At 74.0% G+C, this 17,781-nt stretch carries 18 protein-coding genes; 10 read left to right on the forward strand and 8 right to left on the reverse strand.

The genetic code is table 11. The features are described from left to right. Positions 1–28 precede the first annotated feature (28 nt). Together AC07FY_RS02350 and glnII are read right to left on the reverse strand one after the other, a co-directional pair. Complete coding sequence (locus AC07FY_RS02350) at positions 29–745, reverse strand: winged helix-turn-helix domain-containing protein (protein WP_478999286.1); 717 nt, start codon at positions 743–745, stop codon at positions 29–31. A 526-nt stretch (positions 746–1,271) separates the two neighbouring features. Beyond that, positions 1,272–2,291, reverse strand: a complete 1,020-nt coding sequence (gene glnII / locus AC07FY_RS02355; RefSeq protein WP_478999288.1) for a glutamine synthetase — start codon at positions 2,289–2,291, stop codon at positions 1,272–1,274. A 321-nt stretch (positions 2,292–2,612) separates the two neighbouring features. Between glnII and AC07FY_RS02360 the strand changes: the two genes are divergently transcribed. After that, the gene (locus tag AC07FY_RS02360; protein ID WP_478999851.1) at positions 2,613–3,497 is read left to right on the forward strand and encodes a Gfo/Idh/MocA family protein; all 885 of its coding nucleotides are present in this window, start codon (positions 2,613–2,615) and stop codon (positions 3,495–3,497) included. A gap of 114 nt (positions 3,498–3,611) precedes the next feature. On the opposite strand, the gene AC07FY_RS02365 is transcribed toward AC07FY_RS02360, so the two are convergent. Then, positions 3,612–4,205 carry a hypothetical protein gene (locus tag AC07FY_RS02365; RefSeq protein ID WP_478999290.1) on the reverse strand — a complete coding sequence of 198 codons (594 nt, stop codon included), beginning with the start codon at positions 4,203–4,205 and terminating at the stop codon, positions 3,612–3,614. Between the two features lie 633 nt (positions 4,206–4,838). Here AC07FY_RS02365 and AC07FY_RS02370 point away from each other — a divergent pair. Beyond that, positions 4,839–5,462 (forward strand): DinB family protein, encoded by a 624-nt coding sequence (locus AC07FY_RS02370; protein WP_478999292.1) that lies wholly within the window; start codon positions 4,839–4,841, stop codon positions 5,460–5,462. Between the two features lie 73 nt (positions 5,463–5,535). Here AC07FY_RS02370 and pdxR read toward each other — a convergent pair whose 3' ends face one another. Together pdxR and AC07FY_RS02380 are read right to left on the reverse strand one after the other, a co-directional pair. Next, positions 5,536–7,107, reverse strand: coding sequence for a MocR-like pyridoxine biosynthesis transcription factor PdxR (gene pdxR / locus AC07FY_RS02375; RefSeq protein ID WP_478999294.1), 1,572 nt, complete (start codon positions 7,105–7,107; stop codon positions 5,536–5,538). Then, positions 7,104–7,565, reverse strand: a complete 462-nt coding sequence (locus AC07FY_RS02380) for a MarR family transcriptional regulator (RefSeq protein ID WP_478999296.1) — start codon at positions 7,563–7,565, stop codon at positions 7,104–7,106. Before AC07FY_RS02380 ends, pdxR begins: the two co-directional genes overlap by 4 nt. Before the next feature lie 64 nt (positions 7,566–7,629). Between AC07FY_RS02380 and AC07FY_RS02385 the strand changes: the two genes are divergently transcribed. After that, entirely contained in the window at positions 7,630–8,505 is an 876-nt protein-coding gene (locus AC07FY_RS02385) for an alpha/beta hydrolase (protein ID WP_478999298.1), read from the forward strand. Here the strand turns inward: AC07FY_RS02385 and AC07FY_RS02390 are convergent. Next, positions 8,502–8,873 carry an ArsC/Spx/MgsR family protein gene (locus tag AC07FY_RS02390; protein ID WP_478999301.1) on the reverse strand — a complete coding sequence of 124 codons (372 nt, stop codon included), beginning with the start codon at positions 8,871–8,873 and terminating at the stop codon, positions 8,502–8,504. The genes AC07FY_RS02385 and AC07FY_RS02390 overlap by 4 nt on opposite strands. 143 nt (positions 8,874–9,016) lie before the next feature. Here AC07FY_RS02390 and AC07FY_RS02395 point away from each other — a divergent pair, with 143 nt between their 5' ends. Further along, positions 9,017–9,268, forward strand: a complete 252-nt coding sequence (locus AC07FY_RS02395) for a hypothetical protein (RefSeq protein WP_478999303.1) — start codon at positions 9,017–9,019, stop codon at positions 9,266–9,268. Positions 9,269–9,316: 48 nt separating this feature from the next. On the opposite strand, the gene AC07FY_RS02400 is transcribed toward AC07FY_RS02395, so the two are convergent. After that, positions 9,317–10,402 carry a PP2C family protein-serine/threonine phosphatase gene (locus AC07FY_RS02400; protein WP_478999305.1) on the reverse strand — a complete coding sequence of 362 codons (1,086 nt, stop codon included), beginning with the start codon at positions 10,400–10,402 and terminating at the stop codon, positions 9,317–9,319. 119 nt (positions 10,403–10,521) lie between these two features. On the opposite strand from AC07FY_RS02400, the gene AC07FY_RS02405 reads away from it, so the two are divergent. The 3 genes from AC07FY_RS02405 (at position 10,522) to AC07FY_RS02415 (ending at position 13,749) form a co-directional block, all read left to right on the forward strand. Then, complete coding sequence (locus AC07FY_RS02405; protein WP_478999854.1) at positions 10,522–11,259, forward strand: VIT1/CCC1 transporter family protein; 738 nt, start codon at positions 10,522–10,524, stop codon at positions 11,257–11,259. Positions 11,260–11,356: 97 nt separating this feature from the next. Continuing rightward, positions 11,357–12,244 (forward strand): TIGR01777 family oxidoreductase, encoded by an 888-nt coding sequence (locus AC07FY_RS02410; RefSeq protein ID WP_478999307.1) that lies wholly within the window; start codon positions 11,357–11,359, stop codon positions 12,242–12,244. Between the two features lie 233 nt (positions 12,245–12,477). After that, positions 12,478–13,749, forward strand: coding sequence for an FAD-dependent oxidoreductase (locus tag AC07FY_RS02415; protein ID WP_478999309.1), 1,272 nt, complete (start codon positions 12,478–12,480; stop codon positions 13,747–13,749). Positions 13,750–13,805: 56 nt separating this feature from the next. On the opposite strand, the gene AC07FY_RS02420 is transcribed toward AC07FY_RS02415, so the two are convergent. Then, entirely contained in the window at positions 13,806–15,245 is a 1,440-nt protein-coding gene (locus AC07FY_RS02420) for a regulator (RefSeq protein ID WP_478999311.1), read from the reverse strand. A gap of 172 nt (positions 15,246–15,417) precedes the next feature. On the opposite strand from AC07FY_RS02420, the gene AC07FY_RS02425 reads away from it, so the two are divergent. The 3 genes from AC07FY_RS02425 (at position 15,418) to lipA (ending at position 17,630) form a co-directional block, all read left to right on the forward strand. After that, a complete protein-coding gene (locus tag AC07FY_RS02425; protein WP_478999312.1) occupies positions 15,418–15,714 on the forward strand; it encodes a hypothetical protein in 297 nt (98 codons plus the stop codon). 43 nt (positions 15,715–15,757) lie between these two features. Then, positions 15,758–16,555 carry a lipoyl(octanoyl) transferase LipB gene (lipB, locus tag AC07FY_RS02430; RefSeq protein ID WP_478999314.1) on the forward strand — a complete coding sequence of 266 codons (798 nt, stop codon included), beginning with the start codon at positions 15,758–15,760 and terminating at the stop codon, positions 16,553–16,555. 121 nt (positions 16,556–16,676) lie between these two features. Continuing rightward, positions 16,677–17,630, forward strand: coding sequence for a lipoyl synthase (gene lipA / locus AC07FY_RS02435; protein ID WP_478999316.1), 954 nt, complete (start codon positions 16,677–16,679; stop codon positions 17,628–17,630). Positions 17,631–17,781: the final 151 nt, after the last annotated feature.

Below are 17,781 nucleotides of genomic sequence, written 5' to 3' on the forward strand. Positions count from 1 at the left end.
AGGGGCTACGGGCCCGTCGCGCGCGGACTCACGGCGCGTACTTGTAGCCCACCCGCCGGACCGTCTGGATCACGCCGCGGCGCTCCGCGCCCAGCTTGCGGCGCAGGCGGGCGACGTGGACGTCCACGGTCCGGCCGTCGCCGACGTGCCCGTAGCCCCACACCGTGCCCACCAGCTGGTCCCGGCTGTGCACCCGGTGCGGGTGCCTCACCAGGTGCGCGAGCAGCTCGAACTCCAGGTAGGTCAGGTCGAGTAGGCGGCCGTCGACCTCGGCGGTGCGCTGCGTCGGGTCGATGCGGACCAGGGCGTCCCCCGCCGGGGCGGACGGCGCCGGCGCCACCTGCGAGCCGGGTCCGGGCACGGCCTGCGGCGCGAAGGCGGCGGTCGGCTGCCGCTGGTCCGCCGGGACCAGGACCAGGTAGCCGACCATCGGCGGCCGGCCGGGCAGCGCCGGGAGCGTGTGCTGGGGCGCGGGCAGCCAGGTGGCACCGGGCGGGAGCAGGTCCGCCACCTGCGCCATCTGGGCCCCCTGAGCCACTTGGGCCACTTGGGTCGCCTGAGTCACTTGGGCCACCTTGGTCACTTCGTCCCGGTCCACGGCCCGCAGCCGGTGGCGCGGGCTGGGCGGGAAGCTCAGACGCGTGGCCGTCGCCGTGTTGACGGCGGTCGCGGCGGTCGCGGCGGTGACGGAGGGCACGGACCCCACGGAGGGCGTGCGGGGAAGGGCGTGGGTCATCTGGGTCATGAGTGGTCGGCTCTTTCACGCGCAGGGTCGGCAGGAGACGTGCGTACGGACGGACGTCGTCGATGTCGTACCGCGCAGACCGAAGGCCTCGGCGCAGATCAGGAGGGCGATCCGGAGGTTTTAGAGGGCCGGCGCGTTCTTCGCGCGGCAACACACCCGGTCGAAATCGTGGTCCTGACGGGACGGCCAGAACGGCTCGAGGTCGCTGCGACCTGACGAGGTGTACGAGTGGCTGGCCATGGCCCCATTCAAGCAGACGGCACGGGGCGCGGGCAGGCCCCGTCTCACGTCGTGGAGCGGAATCCCATATTCCCTCCAGCGACTCCCCTCGATACCGGACATAATGCCCCGTGATTCCGGGTGCACGACGACGCCCGCCGGGCCAGGGGCGGCCCGACGGGCGTCGGTGGACTACGTGTGTCCGCGGCGGCGATGCCGCGAAGCGCGGGTGCGCGGAGCGCGGGTGCGCGGAGTGCCGGACGTCAAAGTGCCGGCGTCAAAGTGTCAGTCCTCGAAGTGTCGGTCCTCAGACCAGGCCGTCCTTCTCCAGACCCGTGCAGCAGGTGTCCGTGATGAGACGGGTCACCACGTACGGGTCCACGTTCGCGTTGGGACGGCGGTCCTCGATGTAGCCCTTGCCGTCCTTCTCCACCTGCCACGGGATGCGGACCGAGGCGCCGCGGTCCGAGACGCCGTAGCTGAACTCGTTCCAGGGAGCGGTCTCGTGCAGACCCGTCAGCCGCTCGTCGATGCCGGCGCCGTAGTTCTTCACGTGGTCCATCGGCTTGCTGCCGTCACCCAGCGCCTCGCATGCGGAGATGATCGCGCGGTAGTCCTCGCGCATCGCCTTCGTGGAGAAGTTGGTGTGCGCGCCCGCGCCGTTCCAGTCGCCCTTCACCGGCTTCGGGTTCAGCGTCGCCGACACGTTGAAGTCCTCGGCGGTGCGGTAGAGCAGCCAGCGCGCGATCCACAGCTGGTCGGAGACCTCCAGCGGGCCCACCGGACCGACCTGGAACTCCCACTGGCCGGGCATGACCTCGGCGTTGATGCCGGAGATGCTCAGGCCCGCCGCCAGGCAGTGGTCCAGGTGCTTCTCGACGATCTCGCGGCCGAAGATCTCGTCCGAGCCGACGCCGCAGTAGTAGCCGCCCTGCGCGGCCGGGAAGCCGTTCACCGGGAAACCGAGCGGACGCGTGCCGTCGAAGAAGGTGTACTCCTGCTCGATGCCGAAGATCGGCTCCTGCCCGGCGAACTTCTCGGCGACCGGACGGAGCAGCGCGCGCGTGTTCGACTCGTGCGGGGTCATGTCGATGTTCATGACCTCGCACAGCACGAGGACGTTGTTCCCGCCGCGGATCGGGTCCGGGCAGGAGAAGACCGGCTGCAGGACGCGGTCGGAGGCGTGGCCCTCGGCCTGGTTGGTGCTCGATCCGTCGAAGCCCCAGATCGGCAGCGCGTCACCGTCGGCGAGGATCTTCGTCTTGGAGCGAAGCTTCGCCGTCGGCTCGGTGCCGTCGATCCAGATGTATTCAGCCTTGTAGCTCACGGGCCCCATCCTCAGACTCTGCGGTGCTGCTGGTCGCTGCTGCCATCTCGCGGCTTCGTCGCTGCGGTGATGACCGCAGCGTGCCCGCCCGCGATTTCCCTTCCGTTGCCCGTGTGTGAACCCCGTGTTACCGAGGTGTGCGCCGCAGGCCGGCGGGGGTGTGCGGCCGGTCGCGGGTTGGGTGGGGGTACACCTGTCCGGGTGGGGCAGACTGGGCGGGTGAGCATTTCGTCTGACGTGACCTCCGCCGGAAACCCCGCCGAGAACCCTGTCCGGCTTCCCGCCGAGAGCGCCGGAGCGGGGGCCGCCGCCGGGCCCCGCCTGCGGGTCGGGCTCATGGGTACCGGCCCCTGGGCCCACCGTACGCACGCCCCGGCGCTCGCGGCGCACCCCGGCTCCGAGTTCGTCGGAGTGTGGGGCCGCCGGCCCGAGGCCGCCGCCGAACTGGCTCGGGAACACGGCGTGAAGGTGTACGAAGACCCCGACGAGCTGTTCGCCGACTGCGACGCCGTGGCCTTCGCCCTGCCGCCGGACGTCCAGGCCCCGCTCGCCGTGCGCGCGGCCGCCGCCGGCTGCCACCTGCTGCTCGACAAGCCCGTCGCCACGACGGTCGAGGACGCCCGTGCAGTCGCCGACGCCGCCACCCGGCACGAGGTCGCCTCCGTCGTCTTCTTCACCCTCCGCTTCGCCGAGCCCACCGCGGCCTGGGTCGCCGAACAGGCCGAGCGCCCCGGCTGGTTCACCGCCGCCGCCCACTGGCTCGGCGCCGTCTTCCCGCCCGACGGCACGCCCAGCGCGTACGCCGCCTCGCCCTGGCGGAAGGCCAAGGGCGGGCTGTGGGACGTGGGCCCGCACACGCTCTCCGTGCTGGCCCCGATCCTCGGCGACGTCACCTCGGTCAGTGCCACCCGGGGCCCCTCCGACGTGGTCCAGCTGGCCATGCGGCACGCCTCCGGCGCCGCCAGCACCGCCGTCCTCAGCCTCGGCGCACCGACGGCCGCCGCCGGGGTGGGCCTGGAGCTGCGCGGGACCGAGGGCGTCCACGCCATGCCCGGCTGGAACGACGTACCCGGCGCCTACGGGCGTGCCCTGGACGCCCTGCTCACGGCCGCCCGCACCGGGGTGGCGGACCCGTGCGACGCGGAGTTCGGCGCCCGCGTGACCGAGGTCCTGGCGGAGGCGGAGGGACAGCTTCCGGAGGAGTGAGAGGAGTGAGAGGAGTGACGGGGGCGCGCGCGGCCGGAACGGGAACCGGTGGGAGCTGGGGGAACGGGGGGCCCTGCTTGATCAGGGGGAGGGGCCCCACTTGATCAGGGGACCCTACTTGATCAGGGCGTTGGCCACGATGATGGCCAGTCCGATCGCGGCGTCGGCCAGGCCCATGAGCAGCGCGGAGCGCAGCCGGTAGCCGACCCGGATCGCCACGAACGACCCCCAGGCGAACAGCGTCGCGGTGTTCAGGCCGAGCCCGACGGCGGTCACGCCGTACGGCTCCCAGCCGGTGAACCCGGCCAGCACGAGGAGCAGCACGGTGGGCAGAGTGGCGACGATCATCGGCCACTCGTGCCACAGCGCCGTGACCAGCAGCCGCCAGCGATGTCCCACCGAGCTCCGCTGGTGGGCGCTCATGTGGTGCGCGTACCCGTGCGCGAGCCCGGCCGTGACCGCGGTGACGAGGATCCAGCTCGCGTCGTAGAACGGCGTGTAGTTCTCGCCCGTCTGGTGCAGCGCGGCCAGCAGCCCACTGGCGAGCACTGTTCCGTACACCCCGCCGAACATCCAGTCGGCTCCCCGTCGGGAGGGCGGGGAGGGGGTGGGAGTGGGCGTGGGCGTGGGGGTGGTGCTGCGGGTGGGCGTGGGGGCGTTGTCGTGAGGGGCGTGGTGGGTGCGTTCGGTCGGCTTCTGCTGAGACACTCCGGGGTCCTTTGGTGCGGTATGCACCGATTTGGTGCTCCGCTCACCCTACGGGGGCGGGGCGTGAGGACGGAGTGAATGCGGGGGGTGGGGGCTGGGCCTCGGCTTCGGTGGCAGCCTGATCCCCTCGATGCTCATCAGAGAGGGTTTGGGGGTTTCCCGCCCGTCCCACTGTCTCTCCGGGCCGGGCCGCCCTGTCAAGGGCGCTCCTTCGTCGCGTCGCTGCGCGATGGCCTTCGGCCACCCTTGACAGACCGTCCCAGCCCGGAAAGACGAGGACCGGCGGGAACCCCCCAAAGGAACGGTCCACCGGGTCGAGAGCAGGACCAGCCGCATCAGGGACCTCACTCCTGGCCTTCGGGGCGGCCCGGCCCGCAGCGGGCAGCGCCCGGCTCCCAGCCCCGGCCCCGGCCCCGGCGCCCCCGAGGGCGCACGCATCGGATCGCTGCGCAGTCCCGCACGGCTCAGCGTCCGACGGCGTCTGGGGAGGGGGAAGCCGCCATCAGCCACGACTTCGACGGGTTCAGGGGTGGAAATGAGGACGCGGTGGTTGGCCTGCTCTGGCAGGCTGGCAGGCTGGCACGCCGGCCCGCTGTCCTGCCGTCCTGCAGTTCGTCACAGGAGTGATTGACCGTGATCCCGCCCCGCCTGGTTCCGCTGGTGCAGCAGTTCGACTTCGCGTGCGAGCGCCTCGCCAACCGCATGGCCGGGCCCGTCATGGACAGTGGTGACGGGTCGGACACCGAGGTCGGGCCCATGACCGGCGAGGAGTTCCTCTGGGAGCCGGTGCGGGGATGCTGGTCGGTGCGGCGGCGAACCGACGGACCCGGACCGCGGGCCACGCTGCTGGCCGGCACGGGTGACTGGGGTCGCGACGCGGCGGCGTACCCGCACCCCTGGCCGCCGCCGTTCACCACGATCGCCTGGCGTCTGAGTCACCTCACCGAAATGCTGACGTTGCGCGCCGACCACACGGCCGGCACCCGCACGCGGACCCGGGACGACGTCCCCGTCTGCGGGCACGTCGATGAGGCGGTCGCCGCCTTCGACACCGCCGCCCGTGCGTGGAAGCAGGCACTTCTGAGCGTCGACGACGACGCCCTCGACACCGTCGGCTACTGCACCTACCCACATGGCAGCGATGCGGAAGATCCCTTCATCGACATCGCCTGGTGGGTCAACCAGGAAGTACTGCACCACGGAGCCGAGATCGCCCTCCTCCGGGACCTCCACCGGGACCGTCACCACTCGTACTGATCGCCGCCACCCCCAAGCGCCTTCCTGTCGGCTGTCCTGTGCCTCTTCCCCAGCCGCAAACGGCCGTCGGACGCTACGACATGAGGGGCGGTTCCTCCGCTCCCCCCGTCGTCCGACTCGCGCTGCCCACGCCCGCCATCCGCACCAGCACGTCCGCCAACGCCTGCACCGCCCTGCCGAACGCCGCGTTCGGGGGCGCCGCGTAGCCCACCACCAAGCCTTCGCGGGGTGGGGTCGGGTCCGCTGGGTGCTGGTAGGACGACAGGCCGTCCAGGGCGAGGCCCGCTGCTCGGGCCGCTTCCAGGGTCCGGGCCTCGCTGCCCTGAGGCAGTTCCAGGACCGCGTGGAGCCCGGCCGCGATCCCCGTCGCCCTGATGTCGGGCGCCCCTGCGGACAGTGCGGAAACCAGCTGGTCACGGCGGTCCCGGTACCGCTTCCGCATGCGGCGTACGTGCCGGTCGTAGGCGCCGCAGGCGATGAAGTCGGCCAGCGCCAGCTGGTCCAGCGCGCTCGCCCAGGACTCCCGCTGCCCCTTCGCCGCCAGCACCTTCTCGACCAGCCGGTCGGGCAGGACCAGCCAGCCGAGGCGGAGCGCCGGGGAGAGGCTCTTGCTCAGCGAGCCCGCGTACACCACGTGCTCCGGCGCCAAGCCCTGGAGCGCGCCGACCGGTTTGCGGTCGTAGCGGAACTCCCCGTCGTAGTCGTCCTCCACGATCACCGCACCGGTGGCCCGGGCCCACTCCACGGCGGCGGCGCGCCGTGCGGGCAGCAGGCGGCCCCCGGTGGGGAACTGGTGCGCCGGGGTGAGGAGCAGCGTGCGCACCCGGGCGGGGAGTTCCGCGAGGTCCGCGGTCGTCCGCGCGCCGTCCTCGTCGACCGCGACGGTGTGGGCGCGCACCCCGGCGGCGCTCAGGATGCCGTGGTGGAAGGGGAGTCCGTACGCCTCCACGGCCCAGTCCCGCGGCCGGACGGACGCGAGGAGCCGCAGTCCGTTGGCGAAGCCGGAGCAGACCACGACGTTGTCCGGGCCGGTCCGCACGCCCCGCGCCCGGGAGAGGTAGGCGGACAGGGCGTGCCGCAGTTCGGGGCGGCCGCGCGGATCGCCGGGGCCGAAGGCCTCGGTGGGCGCCTCGGCGAGGGCCCGCCGCGCGCTGGCGGCCCACGGGCCCCGGGGGAAGGAGGCCGGGTCGGGCTTGCCCTGGAGCAGGTCGTAGTGGGGTGCCGCGGTCGGCCGGCCCCGGCCGGCGCCCGTCTCGCCGTCTCGTTCGACCCCCCGGCGCCCGTCCCGCCCTGGGCTCCGTCCCCTGTCCCGCCTTTCGCCCGCCCTTTCGACCCCCTCCTCTGGCCGCTCTCCCGCCCACTCCACCGCACCCTCCGCCACCCGGGTGCCGGAGCCCTGCCGGGCGGTGAACCAGCCCTCGGCGACGAGTTCGGCGTAGGCGTCGGCGACGGCGTTGCGGGCCAGCCCGAGGTCGGCGGCCAAGGTGCGGTAGGGCGGCAGCCGTGTCCCGGCGGCCAGTCGCCCGCTGCGGACGGCGGCGCGCAGGGCCTGCGCGAGGGCGGTCCGGCGGGCTCCTTCGACGGGGAGGTCGAGATGCAGGTCGGCTCCGGCGCTCGAGCCGGCGCCGTCGTCGTGCGCCGTCACGCGTCCGCCCGGGGGGAGAAGACGGTGTGGGTGGCCGTCAGGAAGCGGCGGACGGTGTCCCGTTCGCCGTCGTCGAGGGAGTCCAGCACCCGCAGGACCCCGTCGATCAGCGGGCCGAAGAACTCCTGGCCGAGCCGTACCGCGTTCGGTTCCACGCGCAGCAGGATCCGGCGCCGGTCGCGGTCGTCGCGGACCCGCGCCACGTGCCCCAGCCGTTCGAGCCGGTCGATCACCGACGTGGTGCCCGCGGAGTTGAGGCCGAGCCGGGCGCCGAGCAGGCCGGCCGTGGCCGCCTCGCCGGCGCGGGCGGCGTCGAGGAGGCAGATCAGGGCCCGGACATCGGTGGGGTGCATGCCGTTGCGGGCGGCGAACTCCGCCTGCCGCAGCCCGAATTCGACGGTCACCGCGCGCAGCAGGTGCACCAGCCGCAGATTCTCGGGTTCCCCGTTGTCGCTCACATCGCCTCCGTCTAATATCTCTCGCCAAGCGAGATTATCGCCCGACGAGGTATTGGAGCCAGCCGTGTCCCGGACACCTCGCACCGCCCGTACCGCCGACTCCCGCGCCGCCGACTTCCGTACCGCCTACGACGCGGTCCTGGCCCGGTGGCCCGAACGGGTCGACTCCGTCGACCTGCCCACCCCGTACGGCCTCACCCGCGTCAACAGCTGCGGCCCGGCCGGGGCTCCGGCGCTGGTGCTGCTGCCCGGCGCCGGAGCCACCTCCACGGTGTGGGGGGCCTGCGCGGAGGCCGGGCTCGCGGGCAGCCACCGGATGCACGCGGTGGACCTGGTGGGGGATCCCGGCCTCAGCGTCCCGGAACCCGGGCGGGCGGTTCGGACCGCCGGGGACCTCGTCGGATGGCTCGACGCGGTGATCGACGGGCTCGGCCCGCGCGGCCCCGTCATCCTCGGCGGCCACTCGTACGGGGCGTGGATCGCGGCCCATTACGCGGCTTCGCGACCCGCCCGGATCGGCCGTCTCGTCCTGCTCGACCCGACGCAGGTCTTCGCCGGGCTCCGCCCCGGCTACGTACTGCGCGCACTGCCCGTGCTGGTGCGGCCCACCCCCGAGCGGATCCGCTCCTTCCTCGCCTGGGAGAGCGGTGGGGCCGCGCTCGATCCGGCCTGGCTGCGGCTCCAGGACGAGGCCGCCGGCTTTCCGGCCGTCCGGCCGGTCACCGGTCCGCGCCCGGACCTGACGGGTCGTGAGGGGCTGACCGGGCGTACGGACCTGCTGTTCGCCGGCCGCGCCCGCTGCCATGACGCCGACCGGGTGGCGCGGGCCGCGCGGCGGGTGCTCCCGGGTGCGCGGATCGACGTACTGACCGGCGTCTCGCACCACGCGCTGCCGTTGACGGCGGCCGGGGAGATCGCCCGTCTGATCGCGGCCGGTTAGCCCTTGCGGGACAGGGCTTCGCGGACCGCGTCCTCGGAGCGGGCGACCACCGCGGTGCCGTCCTCGGCGGTGATGATCGGGCGCTGGATCAGCTTCGGGTGCGCCGCCAGGTGCGCGATCCAGCGCCCCCGCGCGGCGTCCGTCTCCTCGCGCGGCAGATCGCGCACGCCAGTCTCCCGGGCCAGCGGGTCCGACGTGCGCGTGATGTCCCACGGCTCCAGCCCGAGGCGGCCGAGGACCTCGCGGATCTCGTCTTCGGAGGGCACGTCCTCCAGGTAGCGGCGCACGGTGTAGTCGGCGCCCTCGGCGTCCAGCAGAGTGAGGGCGCTGCGGCACTTCGAGCAGGCGGGGTTGATCCAGATCTCCATGCCGCCCAGCCTATCCAGCGGCCCCGGGGAGCGAGCTCGCCCCAAGCCCGTCCGGTGCTGGTCGGGCCAGGGCTTTTGTCAGTGCTGCCCGGTAAAATCGAGGGAGAACGAGGGGACGCCAACTACCGTTTGGGAGGCTGTAGATGGCCACTGCCACCACCATGCAGAACGTGAAGAAGAAGCCGCTGCCGGCGGGTCTGCCCCGCGAGTGGTACGAGAGCCACAACCGCCGTCTCAAGGCGATGCGCCTGGCGATATCCCTGCTCGACTCGGGGACGTATGACGCCCGGCGCGCCACCAACCGCAAGATCCGGACGATGGCGGTCCGGACGGGCGTCCACCGCCCGTCCAATGTCACCTGCAAGATGGTGCGCGCCTTCATCCAAGCGGCCTGAGCCGGCCGCACCCTCGCGCAGCGCGAGAGCGCCGGACGGCCCGGTCGGTCATGCCGGGCCGTCCGGTGACAGCAGCAGCAGGGCCACGTCGTCGCCCGGCCCGCCGTCGGTGAAGGAGACCAGGTCCCGCCAGACCGCCTGGACCAGGTCCGCAGGGTCCCGCCCCACCACGGTCAGCCGCGTCTGGAGGGGGTAGAAGTGCCCGGCCGCGTCCCGTGCCTCGGTCACCCCGTCGGTGTGCAGCAGGAAGCGGTCCCCGGCGTGCACCGCCAGCTCCGCCACCGCGGGCGGGTCGGGCCCCGCGAGGCCCAGTCCCAGCGGCGGGCCGGGCTCGACGGGGACCTCATCGACCCTCGGCCCGCGCAGGCGCAGGGCGGGCGGATGCCCGCAGGAGACGATCCGCACCAGGTCCAGGCCGGGCGGGAACTCCAGCAGCAGGGCCGTCGCGAACAGCTCCGGATGCCCGTCGGGGGCGGCCGCCGCGTCACACGTCAGCCGCCGGTCCAGCCGGGCCGCGACCGCCACGAGCTCCACGTCGTCCAGCACCGCTTCGCGGAAGGCGCCGAGGAGCGCCGCGACCGTGCCGACCGCCGCCAGGCCGTGGCCCTGTACGTCGGCGACCAGCGCCCGGACCCCGAACGGCCCGGCCCGTACGTCGTACAGGTCGCCGCCGACCAGGGTGCCGCGCTGCGCCGCCCGGTAGAGGCCGGAGCAGCGCACCGGTCCGACCTGTTCGGGCACCGGCGGAAGCACCGCCAGCTGCGCCGCCTCGGCCACCGTCCGTACGCTGACGAGCTGTGCGTCCCGGCGTCGGCGCACCCAGGCGATCACCACGCTCAGCAGCCCGATGGTGGCCACGGTGGCCAGGTCCGAGCCCTGTGCCTGGGCGACGCCGAGGTTGTCCACCCCGAGCAGGACGAGGACGAGGGCGGCGAAGAACGCGGTGCCGGCCGCCCCGTAGGCGAAGGCGGCCACGGGCGGCAGACCGGCCAGGAAGAAGCCGACTTCCACGTCGCCCGGGGTGAGCACCTGCACCAGGACGAGCACCACGAGGGCCGTCGCGGGCGCGAACCGGGCCCAGCGCGGCGGCGGCGCTCCGCGCAGTCGACCCCGCTCCTCGCGTCCGCGTCTCACCCCTCCACCCTGGTACGCGGCGCGGGCGCGCGCACCCCGGACCGGCCTGCCGGGTGGTCCGGGGCGTCCCGGACCGGGAAAGTGGGGGCGTGACGGAAGACGATGCCTCAGGCAAGGCCATGACCGGGGCGCACACCGAGGCGCACGGCGGCGGCGCCGGTGGCGCCGGTGGGGGCTCGGCGAGCGCGGACATCAGCACGCGCCTGAACTGGCTGCGCGCGGGCGTGCTCGGCGCCAACGACGGGATCATCTCGACCGCGGGCCTGGTGGTCGGCGTGGCCGGGGCCACCACCTCGCGGGCGGCGATCCTGGCGGCGGGCGTCGCGGGGCTGCTGGCGGGCGCGCTGTCGATGGCGGCGGGGGAGTACGTGTCGGTCAGCTCGCAGCGGGACTCCGAGCGCGCCGCGCTGGACATGGAGCGCCGCGAACTGGCGGAGGAGCCGGAGGCGGAACTGGAGGAGCTCGCCGCCCTGCTCACCGCGCGCGGGCTGAGCCGGGAGGTGGCCCGCGAGGCCGCGGAGCAGCTGACGGAACGGGACGCGCTGCGGGCCCACGCGCGGGTGGAGCTCGGCATCAACCCCGACGAGCTGGCGAACCCCTGGCACGCGGCCTTCGCCAGCCTCGTCGCGTTCACGGTGGGCGCGCTGCTGCCGCTGCTGGCGATCGTGCTGACGGGACCGTCCGTACGGGTTCCGCTGACGGCCGCGGCCGTGCTGGCGGCGCTCACCCTGTGCGGGGTGCTGAGCGCACGGCTGGGCGGTGCGCCCGTGCTCCGCGCGGTGCTGCGCAATGTCGCCGGGGGCGCCCTCGCCATGGCGGTCACGTACGCGGTGGGCACCTGGATCGGCACCCGCTGACCCCCGGGCGGGCCTCGCCCGGGCCCCCGGCCGGGCGGCGCGCGCGGCGTGGGGCCGGGTCGTGCGGGTGGGGGCGGTGGCACGGCAGGATGGGGGCATGCGCATCGCGGTCACCGGTTCGACCGGCCTCATCGGCAGTGCCCTCGTACGGTCCCTGCGGGCGGACGCCCACGAGGTGGTGCGGTTCGTGCGCCACCCGCCCGCCGCGGGCGACGAGGCGCGGTGGGATCCCGCCCGCGGGTACGTCGACCCCGCCGGGCTGGCCGGATGCCGGGCGGTCGTCCACCTGGCCGGGGCCGGGGTGGGCGAGCACCGCTGGACTCCGGCGTACAAGAAGGTGATCCGCGACAGCCGGGTGCTCGGCACCGCTGCCCTGGCCCGGGCCCTCGCCGCGCTCGACGAGCCGCCCGCCGTGCTCGTCAGCGGTTCGGCCGTGGGCTACTACGGGGACACCGCCGACCGGGTCGTGGACGAGGACGCCCCCGCCGGGCACGGTTTCCTGCCGTCCGTCTGCGTGGAGTGGGAAGCGGCCGCGGAACCCGCCCGCGCGGCCGGGATCCGCACCGCGTTCGCCCGTACCGGCCTGGTCGTCGCGCGCGAGGGCGGGGCCTGGGGCAGGCTGTTCCCTGTCTTCCGGGCCGGCGTCGGCGGCCGGCTCGGCAACGGGCGGCAGTACTGGTCCTACATCTCCCTCCACGACGAGGTCGCGGCGCTGCGGCACATCATCGACACCCCCGGGCTCGAAGGCCCGGTCAACCTCACCGCCCCCGAGCCGCTGACCAACCGCCAGGTCACCGCGGCCATGAGCCGGGTGCTGCACCGGCCCGCGCTGCTGCCCGTACCGGCGCCGGCCCTGCGGATCGCGCTGGGGGAGTTCGCCGGGGACGTGCTCGGCAGCCAGCGGGCCCGGCCGGCCCGGCTGCTCCGGTCGGGCTTCGTCTTCCGCCACCCCGGCATCGAGGACGCGATCCGGGCCGCCCTGTAGCCCGGGGCGGAACACGCCGCCGGGGCCGGGGCCCTGTGCCGGCCGTGCGGCGGCCCTGCCACCGGCCTGCCACCGCCGTGCGACCGACGTGCGACCGTTTGTGAGCCGTATGCGACCACTGTGCGACCGGAGTTGACCACAATCTCGCCATACCCCGGCCCACTCGGGTTCCGGTGGAGCCGGGTTGGGGAAGGAGGTCGTGACACAGCCGCGCCGACCTCGGGGAGGGGCACGTGCTCAGCAGCTCACACCATTCCGCACACCACGCGGACGTCGTCATCGTAGGAGCCGGGGTCTCAGGACTCGCGGCCGCGCACCACCTGATCGCAGCGGGGGTCACGGCCATCGTGCTGGAGTCCGCGGACGACCCCGGCGGCCGGATGGCCACCGAGTCGGCCGACGGGTTCCGGCTGGACCGGATCGGCCAGTTGCTCAACACCGCCTACCCGGAGCTGGAACGCACCCCGGGCCTGGCCGGCCTGCGCCTGCGCAGCTTCGCGCCCGGGGTGCTCGTCCACACCGAAGGCAGGCAGCTGCGGGCCGGGGCCCTCACCCCGGCCCGCGCCCTGGCCAGCGGCTCCCTGGAGCAGGCCCGGCTGAGCGCGGCGCTCGGCCGGCTCGCCGCCCTGCCCGATGAACGCCTGCTGGCCCGGCCGGAACGCACCGCCCTGGCCTCCCTGCGCTCGCGCAGCCTGCCCCCGCGCACCGTGAGCGGTGTGCTGCGCCCGCTGCTCTCCGCCCTGCTGCGCGACCCGGGGCTCGGCACCTCCAGCCGGGTCGCCGACCTGGCCCTGCGCACCTTCGCCCGCGGCCGGCTCGCCGTGCCCGAGGGAGGGGCCGCGGCCCTGCCGGAGCGGCTCGCGGCCGGGCTGCCGCCGGGGACCGTCCGCACCGGGGTCCGGGTCCGGTCGGTGGCGACCAACCTGGTCACCACCGAGGAGCACGGCGACTTCAGCTGCCGCTCGGTCCTCCTGGCCACCGGGGCCCGCGCCGCCGCCGAACTCCTGCCCGGCCTGCGCGTGCCCGCCTTCCACGAGGTCACCGTCCTGCACCACGCCACCGCCGCCCCCCTGCCCTGGGACGGCTCGCTGCTCCTGGACGGGGATCCGGCCTGGCCCGTCGGGCACACCGCCGTGATGAGTGCGGTCGACCCGACGCGGGCCCCGGCCGGCCGGAGCCTGGTCACCACGACCGTGTTCGGCCCGCCGCCCCCGGCCCGCACGGTCGCCTCGCGGCTCGCCCGGCTCTACGACACCGCCACCCGCGACTGGGAGGTGCTGGCCGTCCACCACACCCCGGAGGCCGTGCCGGCCATGCCGCCGCCCTACGACGTACGGCGGCCGGTGCGCGTCGTGTCCGGGCTGTACGTGTGCGGGGACCACCGGGACACCAACACCGTCCAGGGCGCCCTGCACTCGGCCCGCCGCGCCACCCACGCCGTCCTGCGCGACTTCGGCATCCCCCTGCCGTCGACCCGGGAGCCCGCCCTCCCGGTCGCGGCCTGAGAACCGCGCCCGGCCGCCCGGTGCGGGGTGGAGCCACCCCGCACCGGGCCGCCGGGTCACAGCAGGGCGGCGACCCGGTCCCGGTAGGTCCGCACGGCCGTCGCGTCCCGGTACGGCTCCAGCCGACGCTCGAAGTCCCGTACGTACTCCACCGCCCGCACCGACCGCATCTCCATCGCCTGCTGCGCCGCCTCCGCCCCCAGCGTGCACGCCTGGTCCAGCTCGCCCAGCCCCAGCCGGGCCGTGGCCAGCACCACCCGGCAGAACAGCCGGGAGCGCGCGTACGCCGGCGACCGCAGCTGGAGCGACCGCTCCGCGTGCTGCGCCGAGGCCCGGTACTGCTGGAGGTCCCGGTGGCAGTGCCCGAACTCGTCCGCCAGCTGCGCCTCGTCGAAGTACCGCGCCCAGTGCGGCACGTCGTCACCCGGCCGGGCCGCCCCCAGCGCCCGTTCGGCCCGCACCAGCGAGGCCGTCGACGCCCGGACCTCGCCGAGCACCGCGTGCCCGCGCGCCTCCGCCGAGTGCATCAGCGCCTGCACCACCGGCGGGGGGCTCGAGCCGACCCCCTGCTGGGCGACGCGGGCCAGCTGCACCGCCTCCCGGCCGTGGCCCAGGTAGACCGCCTGCCGGCTCATGGTGACCAGTACGTACGAGCCGTACGGCCGGTCCCCGGCGGCCTGGGCGAGCCGCAGCGCCTGGACGAAGTAGCGCTGGGCGAGACCGTGCGCGGCGATGTCGTAGGAGGTCCAGCCCGCGAGCCGGGTCAGGTCGGCAGCCGCCGAGAACAGCCGCCTCCCGGTCGTCTCCCCGTACGTCCCGCGGAGCATCGGTTCGGCCTCGTGCTCCAGGTACCGCACCAGGGCCTGGCGGGCGTGCCCGCCGCCGTAGGCGTGGTCCAGGGTGCGGAACAACTCGCTGACCGAGCGCAGGGCGGCGATGTCCCCGCCGGTCACCCGCTGTCCGGGCCCGCGGTCGATCTGCCGCTGCCGGGGCACCGTGGTCCGGCCCTGCACGGGGACCCGGGCCACCCCCGGGTCCGCGCCCCGGGCCACCCGCTCGTCGGCCCGCCCGATCAGCCAGTCCCGGCTGGGGACGACCAGCCCGGCCGGAGTGAAGGCGATCTTCCGCAGCTCGGCGTGTGATCCGGAGTCCTTGCGCCACAGCCCGCTGGCGATGTCCACGGCCTCCTCCGGGGTGGCCGCGAACTCCAGGCCCGCGTAGACGGGCGCGCAGGCGTCCAGGCCCAGGTCCTGGGCGGAGAGCCGGCGCCCGAGGCGCCGGGTGAAGACCTCGGCGATCAGCGCGGGGGTGGTCCCGCGCGGCTGCTGCCCGCGCAGCCACCGGGTCACGGAGGTCTTGTCGTACCGCAGATCGAGACCGTGTTCCAGGCCGAGCTGGTCCACGCGGCGGGCGAGCCCGGCGTTGGAGAACCCCGCTTCGGCGATCAGCGCCGCGAGCTGCCTGTTGGGGACGCGCTGGGCAGGTCGTTCCGTCATCGGCTCCACGGTTTCCTGACGTGACGGACCGGGGTCCCGGCCCTGTGAACGGCGTGAATGTAGCGGCGAACTCCGCTGATGCCGCCCTCTCTGCCCCACATTCATCCGATCGTGTGCAGAATCGGTGGGGCGCTTTACGGCCTGACCCGCTTCGCGCGCGTACGCTGCGCCCATGACCCGCCCGCCCCTTCGGACGCACCGACCCGAGGAGCGCCCAGAATCGATCGCTCCGCTTCCCGCGCCCGAGCTGACCGAGGCGGAGTGCCGGCGGTGCGGCACCTACATCGCGGGTCTCGACGGCCGGTACGCGTGCGGGGTGTGCGGCTGGGTCAACGACCACTCCGAGGGGCACCGGCGCCTGCCGCGCGCGGCCGAGGACCCGGACCGGCCGGCGAAGGGCCGGCGGCGGCCGCGGGGGCCGGCGCGGACCCCGCCGGAGTCCGCGCAGGAGCCGCCGTACCCTTGCTGAGTGCGGTACGTGCACACAGCAGGTTCAACGAGGAGGCGCTGCGGTGGCTGAGCTTGGGTTTGTCCATCTGGGCTTCGGACCGGAGTCCGTCGAGTACACCGCCGCCTGGGAAGAGCAGCGCCGGGTGCACGCGGCCCGCTTCGCGGACGAGATCGAGGACACCTGCCTGCTGCTGGAGCACCTGCCGGTGTACACCGCCGGCCGGCGCACCGATCCCAGTGAGCGCCCCCTGGACGGCACGCCCGTCGTGGACGTGGACCGCGGCGGAAAGATCACCTGGCACGGCCCGGGCCAGCTGGTCGGTTATCCGATCATGAAGCTGCCCCGGCCGGTGGACGTGGTCGCCCACGTCCGCCGCCTGGAGGAGGCGCTGATCCGCACGGCGGCCGAGTTCGGCCTGGAGACGACCCGGGTCGAGGGCCGCAGCGGGGTCTGGGTGCTGGGCGACCCCGTCGAGGACCGCCCCATGATCGGCGGGCTCTCCCTCGACCTCGACCCCCGGCTGCACGACGACGAGTTCGACGCCCGCCTGAACGGGCCCGAGTACGCCCCCTCCAACGCCGGTCAGCGGCGCGAGGACCGCAAGCTCGCCGCCATCGGCATCCGCGTCGCCAAGGGCGTCACGATGCACGGGTTCGCGATCAACGTGAACCCCGACAACACCTGGTTCGACCGGATCGTGCCCTGCGGGATCCGCGACGCCGGTGTGACCTCGCTCTCCTGCGAACTGGGCCGGGAGATCACCATCGCCGAGGTGCTGCCGGTCGTCGAGCGGCACCTGAGGGACGTACTGGAGCACGCGGAGCTGAAGCCCCGCGAGGTGGAGCCGGCCGCGAGCTAGCCGCCCGGGAGCCGCCCGGGAATGGGACCGGGCCCTCGCAGGTTGGCTGACGTAAGAGCGTACGAAATTACGGGCGTACCCTGGTGGGCGCCCGAACAATCGAAGTCACAGGGAGCCGGTCGTGTCCGCAGTCGCACCCGACGGACGCAAGATGCTGCGCCTGGAGGTCCGCAACAGCCAGACCCCCATCGAGCGCAAGCCCGAGTGGATCAAGACCCGGGCGAAGATGGGCCCCGAGTACACCAAGATGCAGGCCCTGGTGAAGGGCGAAGGACTGCACACGGTGTGCCAGGAAGCCGGCTGCCCCAACATCTACGAATGCTGGGAGGACCGCGAGGCCACCTTCCTCATCGGTGGGGACCAGTGCACCCGGCGCTGTGACTTCTGCCAGATCGACACCGGCAAGCCCGAGGCCCTGGACCGGGACGAGCCCCGCAGGGTCGGCGAGTCCGTGGTCACGATGGATCTGAACTACGCCACCATCACCGGCGTCGCCCGCGACGACCTGCCCGACGGCGGTGCCTGGCTGTACGCGGAGACCGTGCGCCAGATCCACCAGCAGACGGCGGGCCGCGCGAGCGGGCACACCAAGGTCGAGCTGCTGGCCCCCGACTTCAACGCGGTCCCGGAGCTGCTGGAGGAGGTCTTCGCCTCCCGCCCCGAGGTCTTCGCGCACAACGTCGAGACGGTGCCGCGGATCTTCAAGCGGATCCGCCCCGGTTTCCGCTACGAGCGCTCGCTCGAGGTGATCACGAAGGCGCGCGCCTACGGCCTGGTCACCAAGTCGAACCTGATCCTCGGCATGGGCGAGGAGCGCGAGGAGGTCTCGCAGGCCCTGAAGGACCTGCACGAGGCCGGCTGCGAGCTCATCACCATCACCCAGTACCTGCGGCCCTCGCCGCGCCACCACCCCGTGGAGCGCTGGGTGAAGCCGGCCGAGTTCGTGGAGCTGGCGAAGGAGGCCGAGGAGATCGGCTTCTCCGGTGTGATGTCCGGCCCCCTGGTCCGGTCCTCGTACCGGGCGGGGCGGCTGTACGCCCAGGCGATGGAGAAGCGCGGCGCTGCGGCCGTGTGAACTCGCGCACAAAAGCTACCAAGCAGTAACCCCGCATCGGCGCGGCCCCTAGGCTCTTCGTGGGAAGAGTTCCGGCGGGCCGCGTCGATGTTTTCCGCAACGTTTGACCGGCCGGTCATGCGCTGGTAACACCATTCAGTGACGATGGGTC

It is taken from the genome of Streptomyces sp. NPDC045967 (genome assembly GCF_056430495.1).

Excerpts from the sequence above, each read along its gene's own strand:
- AC07FY_RS02350 (WP_478999286.1), bottom strand. The coding sequence starts at position 745 with ATGACCCAGATGACCCACGCCCTTCCCCGCACGCCCTCCGTGGGGTCC.
- AC07FY_RS02390 (WP_478999301.1), bottom strand. The coding sequence starts at position 8,873 with ATGGAGATCTGGATCAACCCCGCCTGCTCGAAGTGCCGCAGCGCCCTC.
- AC07FY_RS02395 (WP_478999303.1), top strand. The coding sequence starts at position 9,017 with ATGGCCACTGCCACCACCATGCAGAACGTGAAGAAGAAGCCGCTGCCG.
- AC07FY_RS02405 (WP_478999854.1), top strand. The coding sequence starts at position 10,522 with ATGACCGGGGCGCACACCGAGGCGCACGGCGGCGGCGCCGGTGGCGCC.
- AC07FY_RS02410 (WP_478999307.1), top strand. The coding sequence starts at position 11,357 with ATGCGCATCGCGGTCACCGGTTCGACCGGCCTCATCGGCAGTGCCCTC.
- AC07FY_RS02420 (WP_478999311.1), bottom strand. The coding sequence starts at position 15,245 with ATGACGGAACGACCTGCCCAGCGCGTCCCCAACAGGCAGCTCGCGGCG.
- AC07FY_RS02425 (WP_478999312.1), top strand. The coding sequence starts at position 15,418 with ATGACCCGCCCGCCCCTTCGGACGCACCGACCCGAGGAGCGCCCAGAA.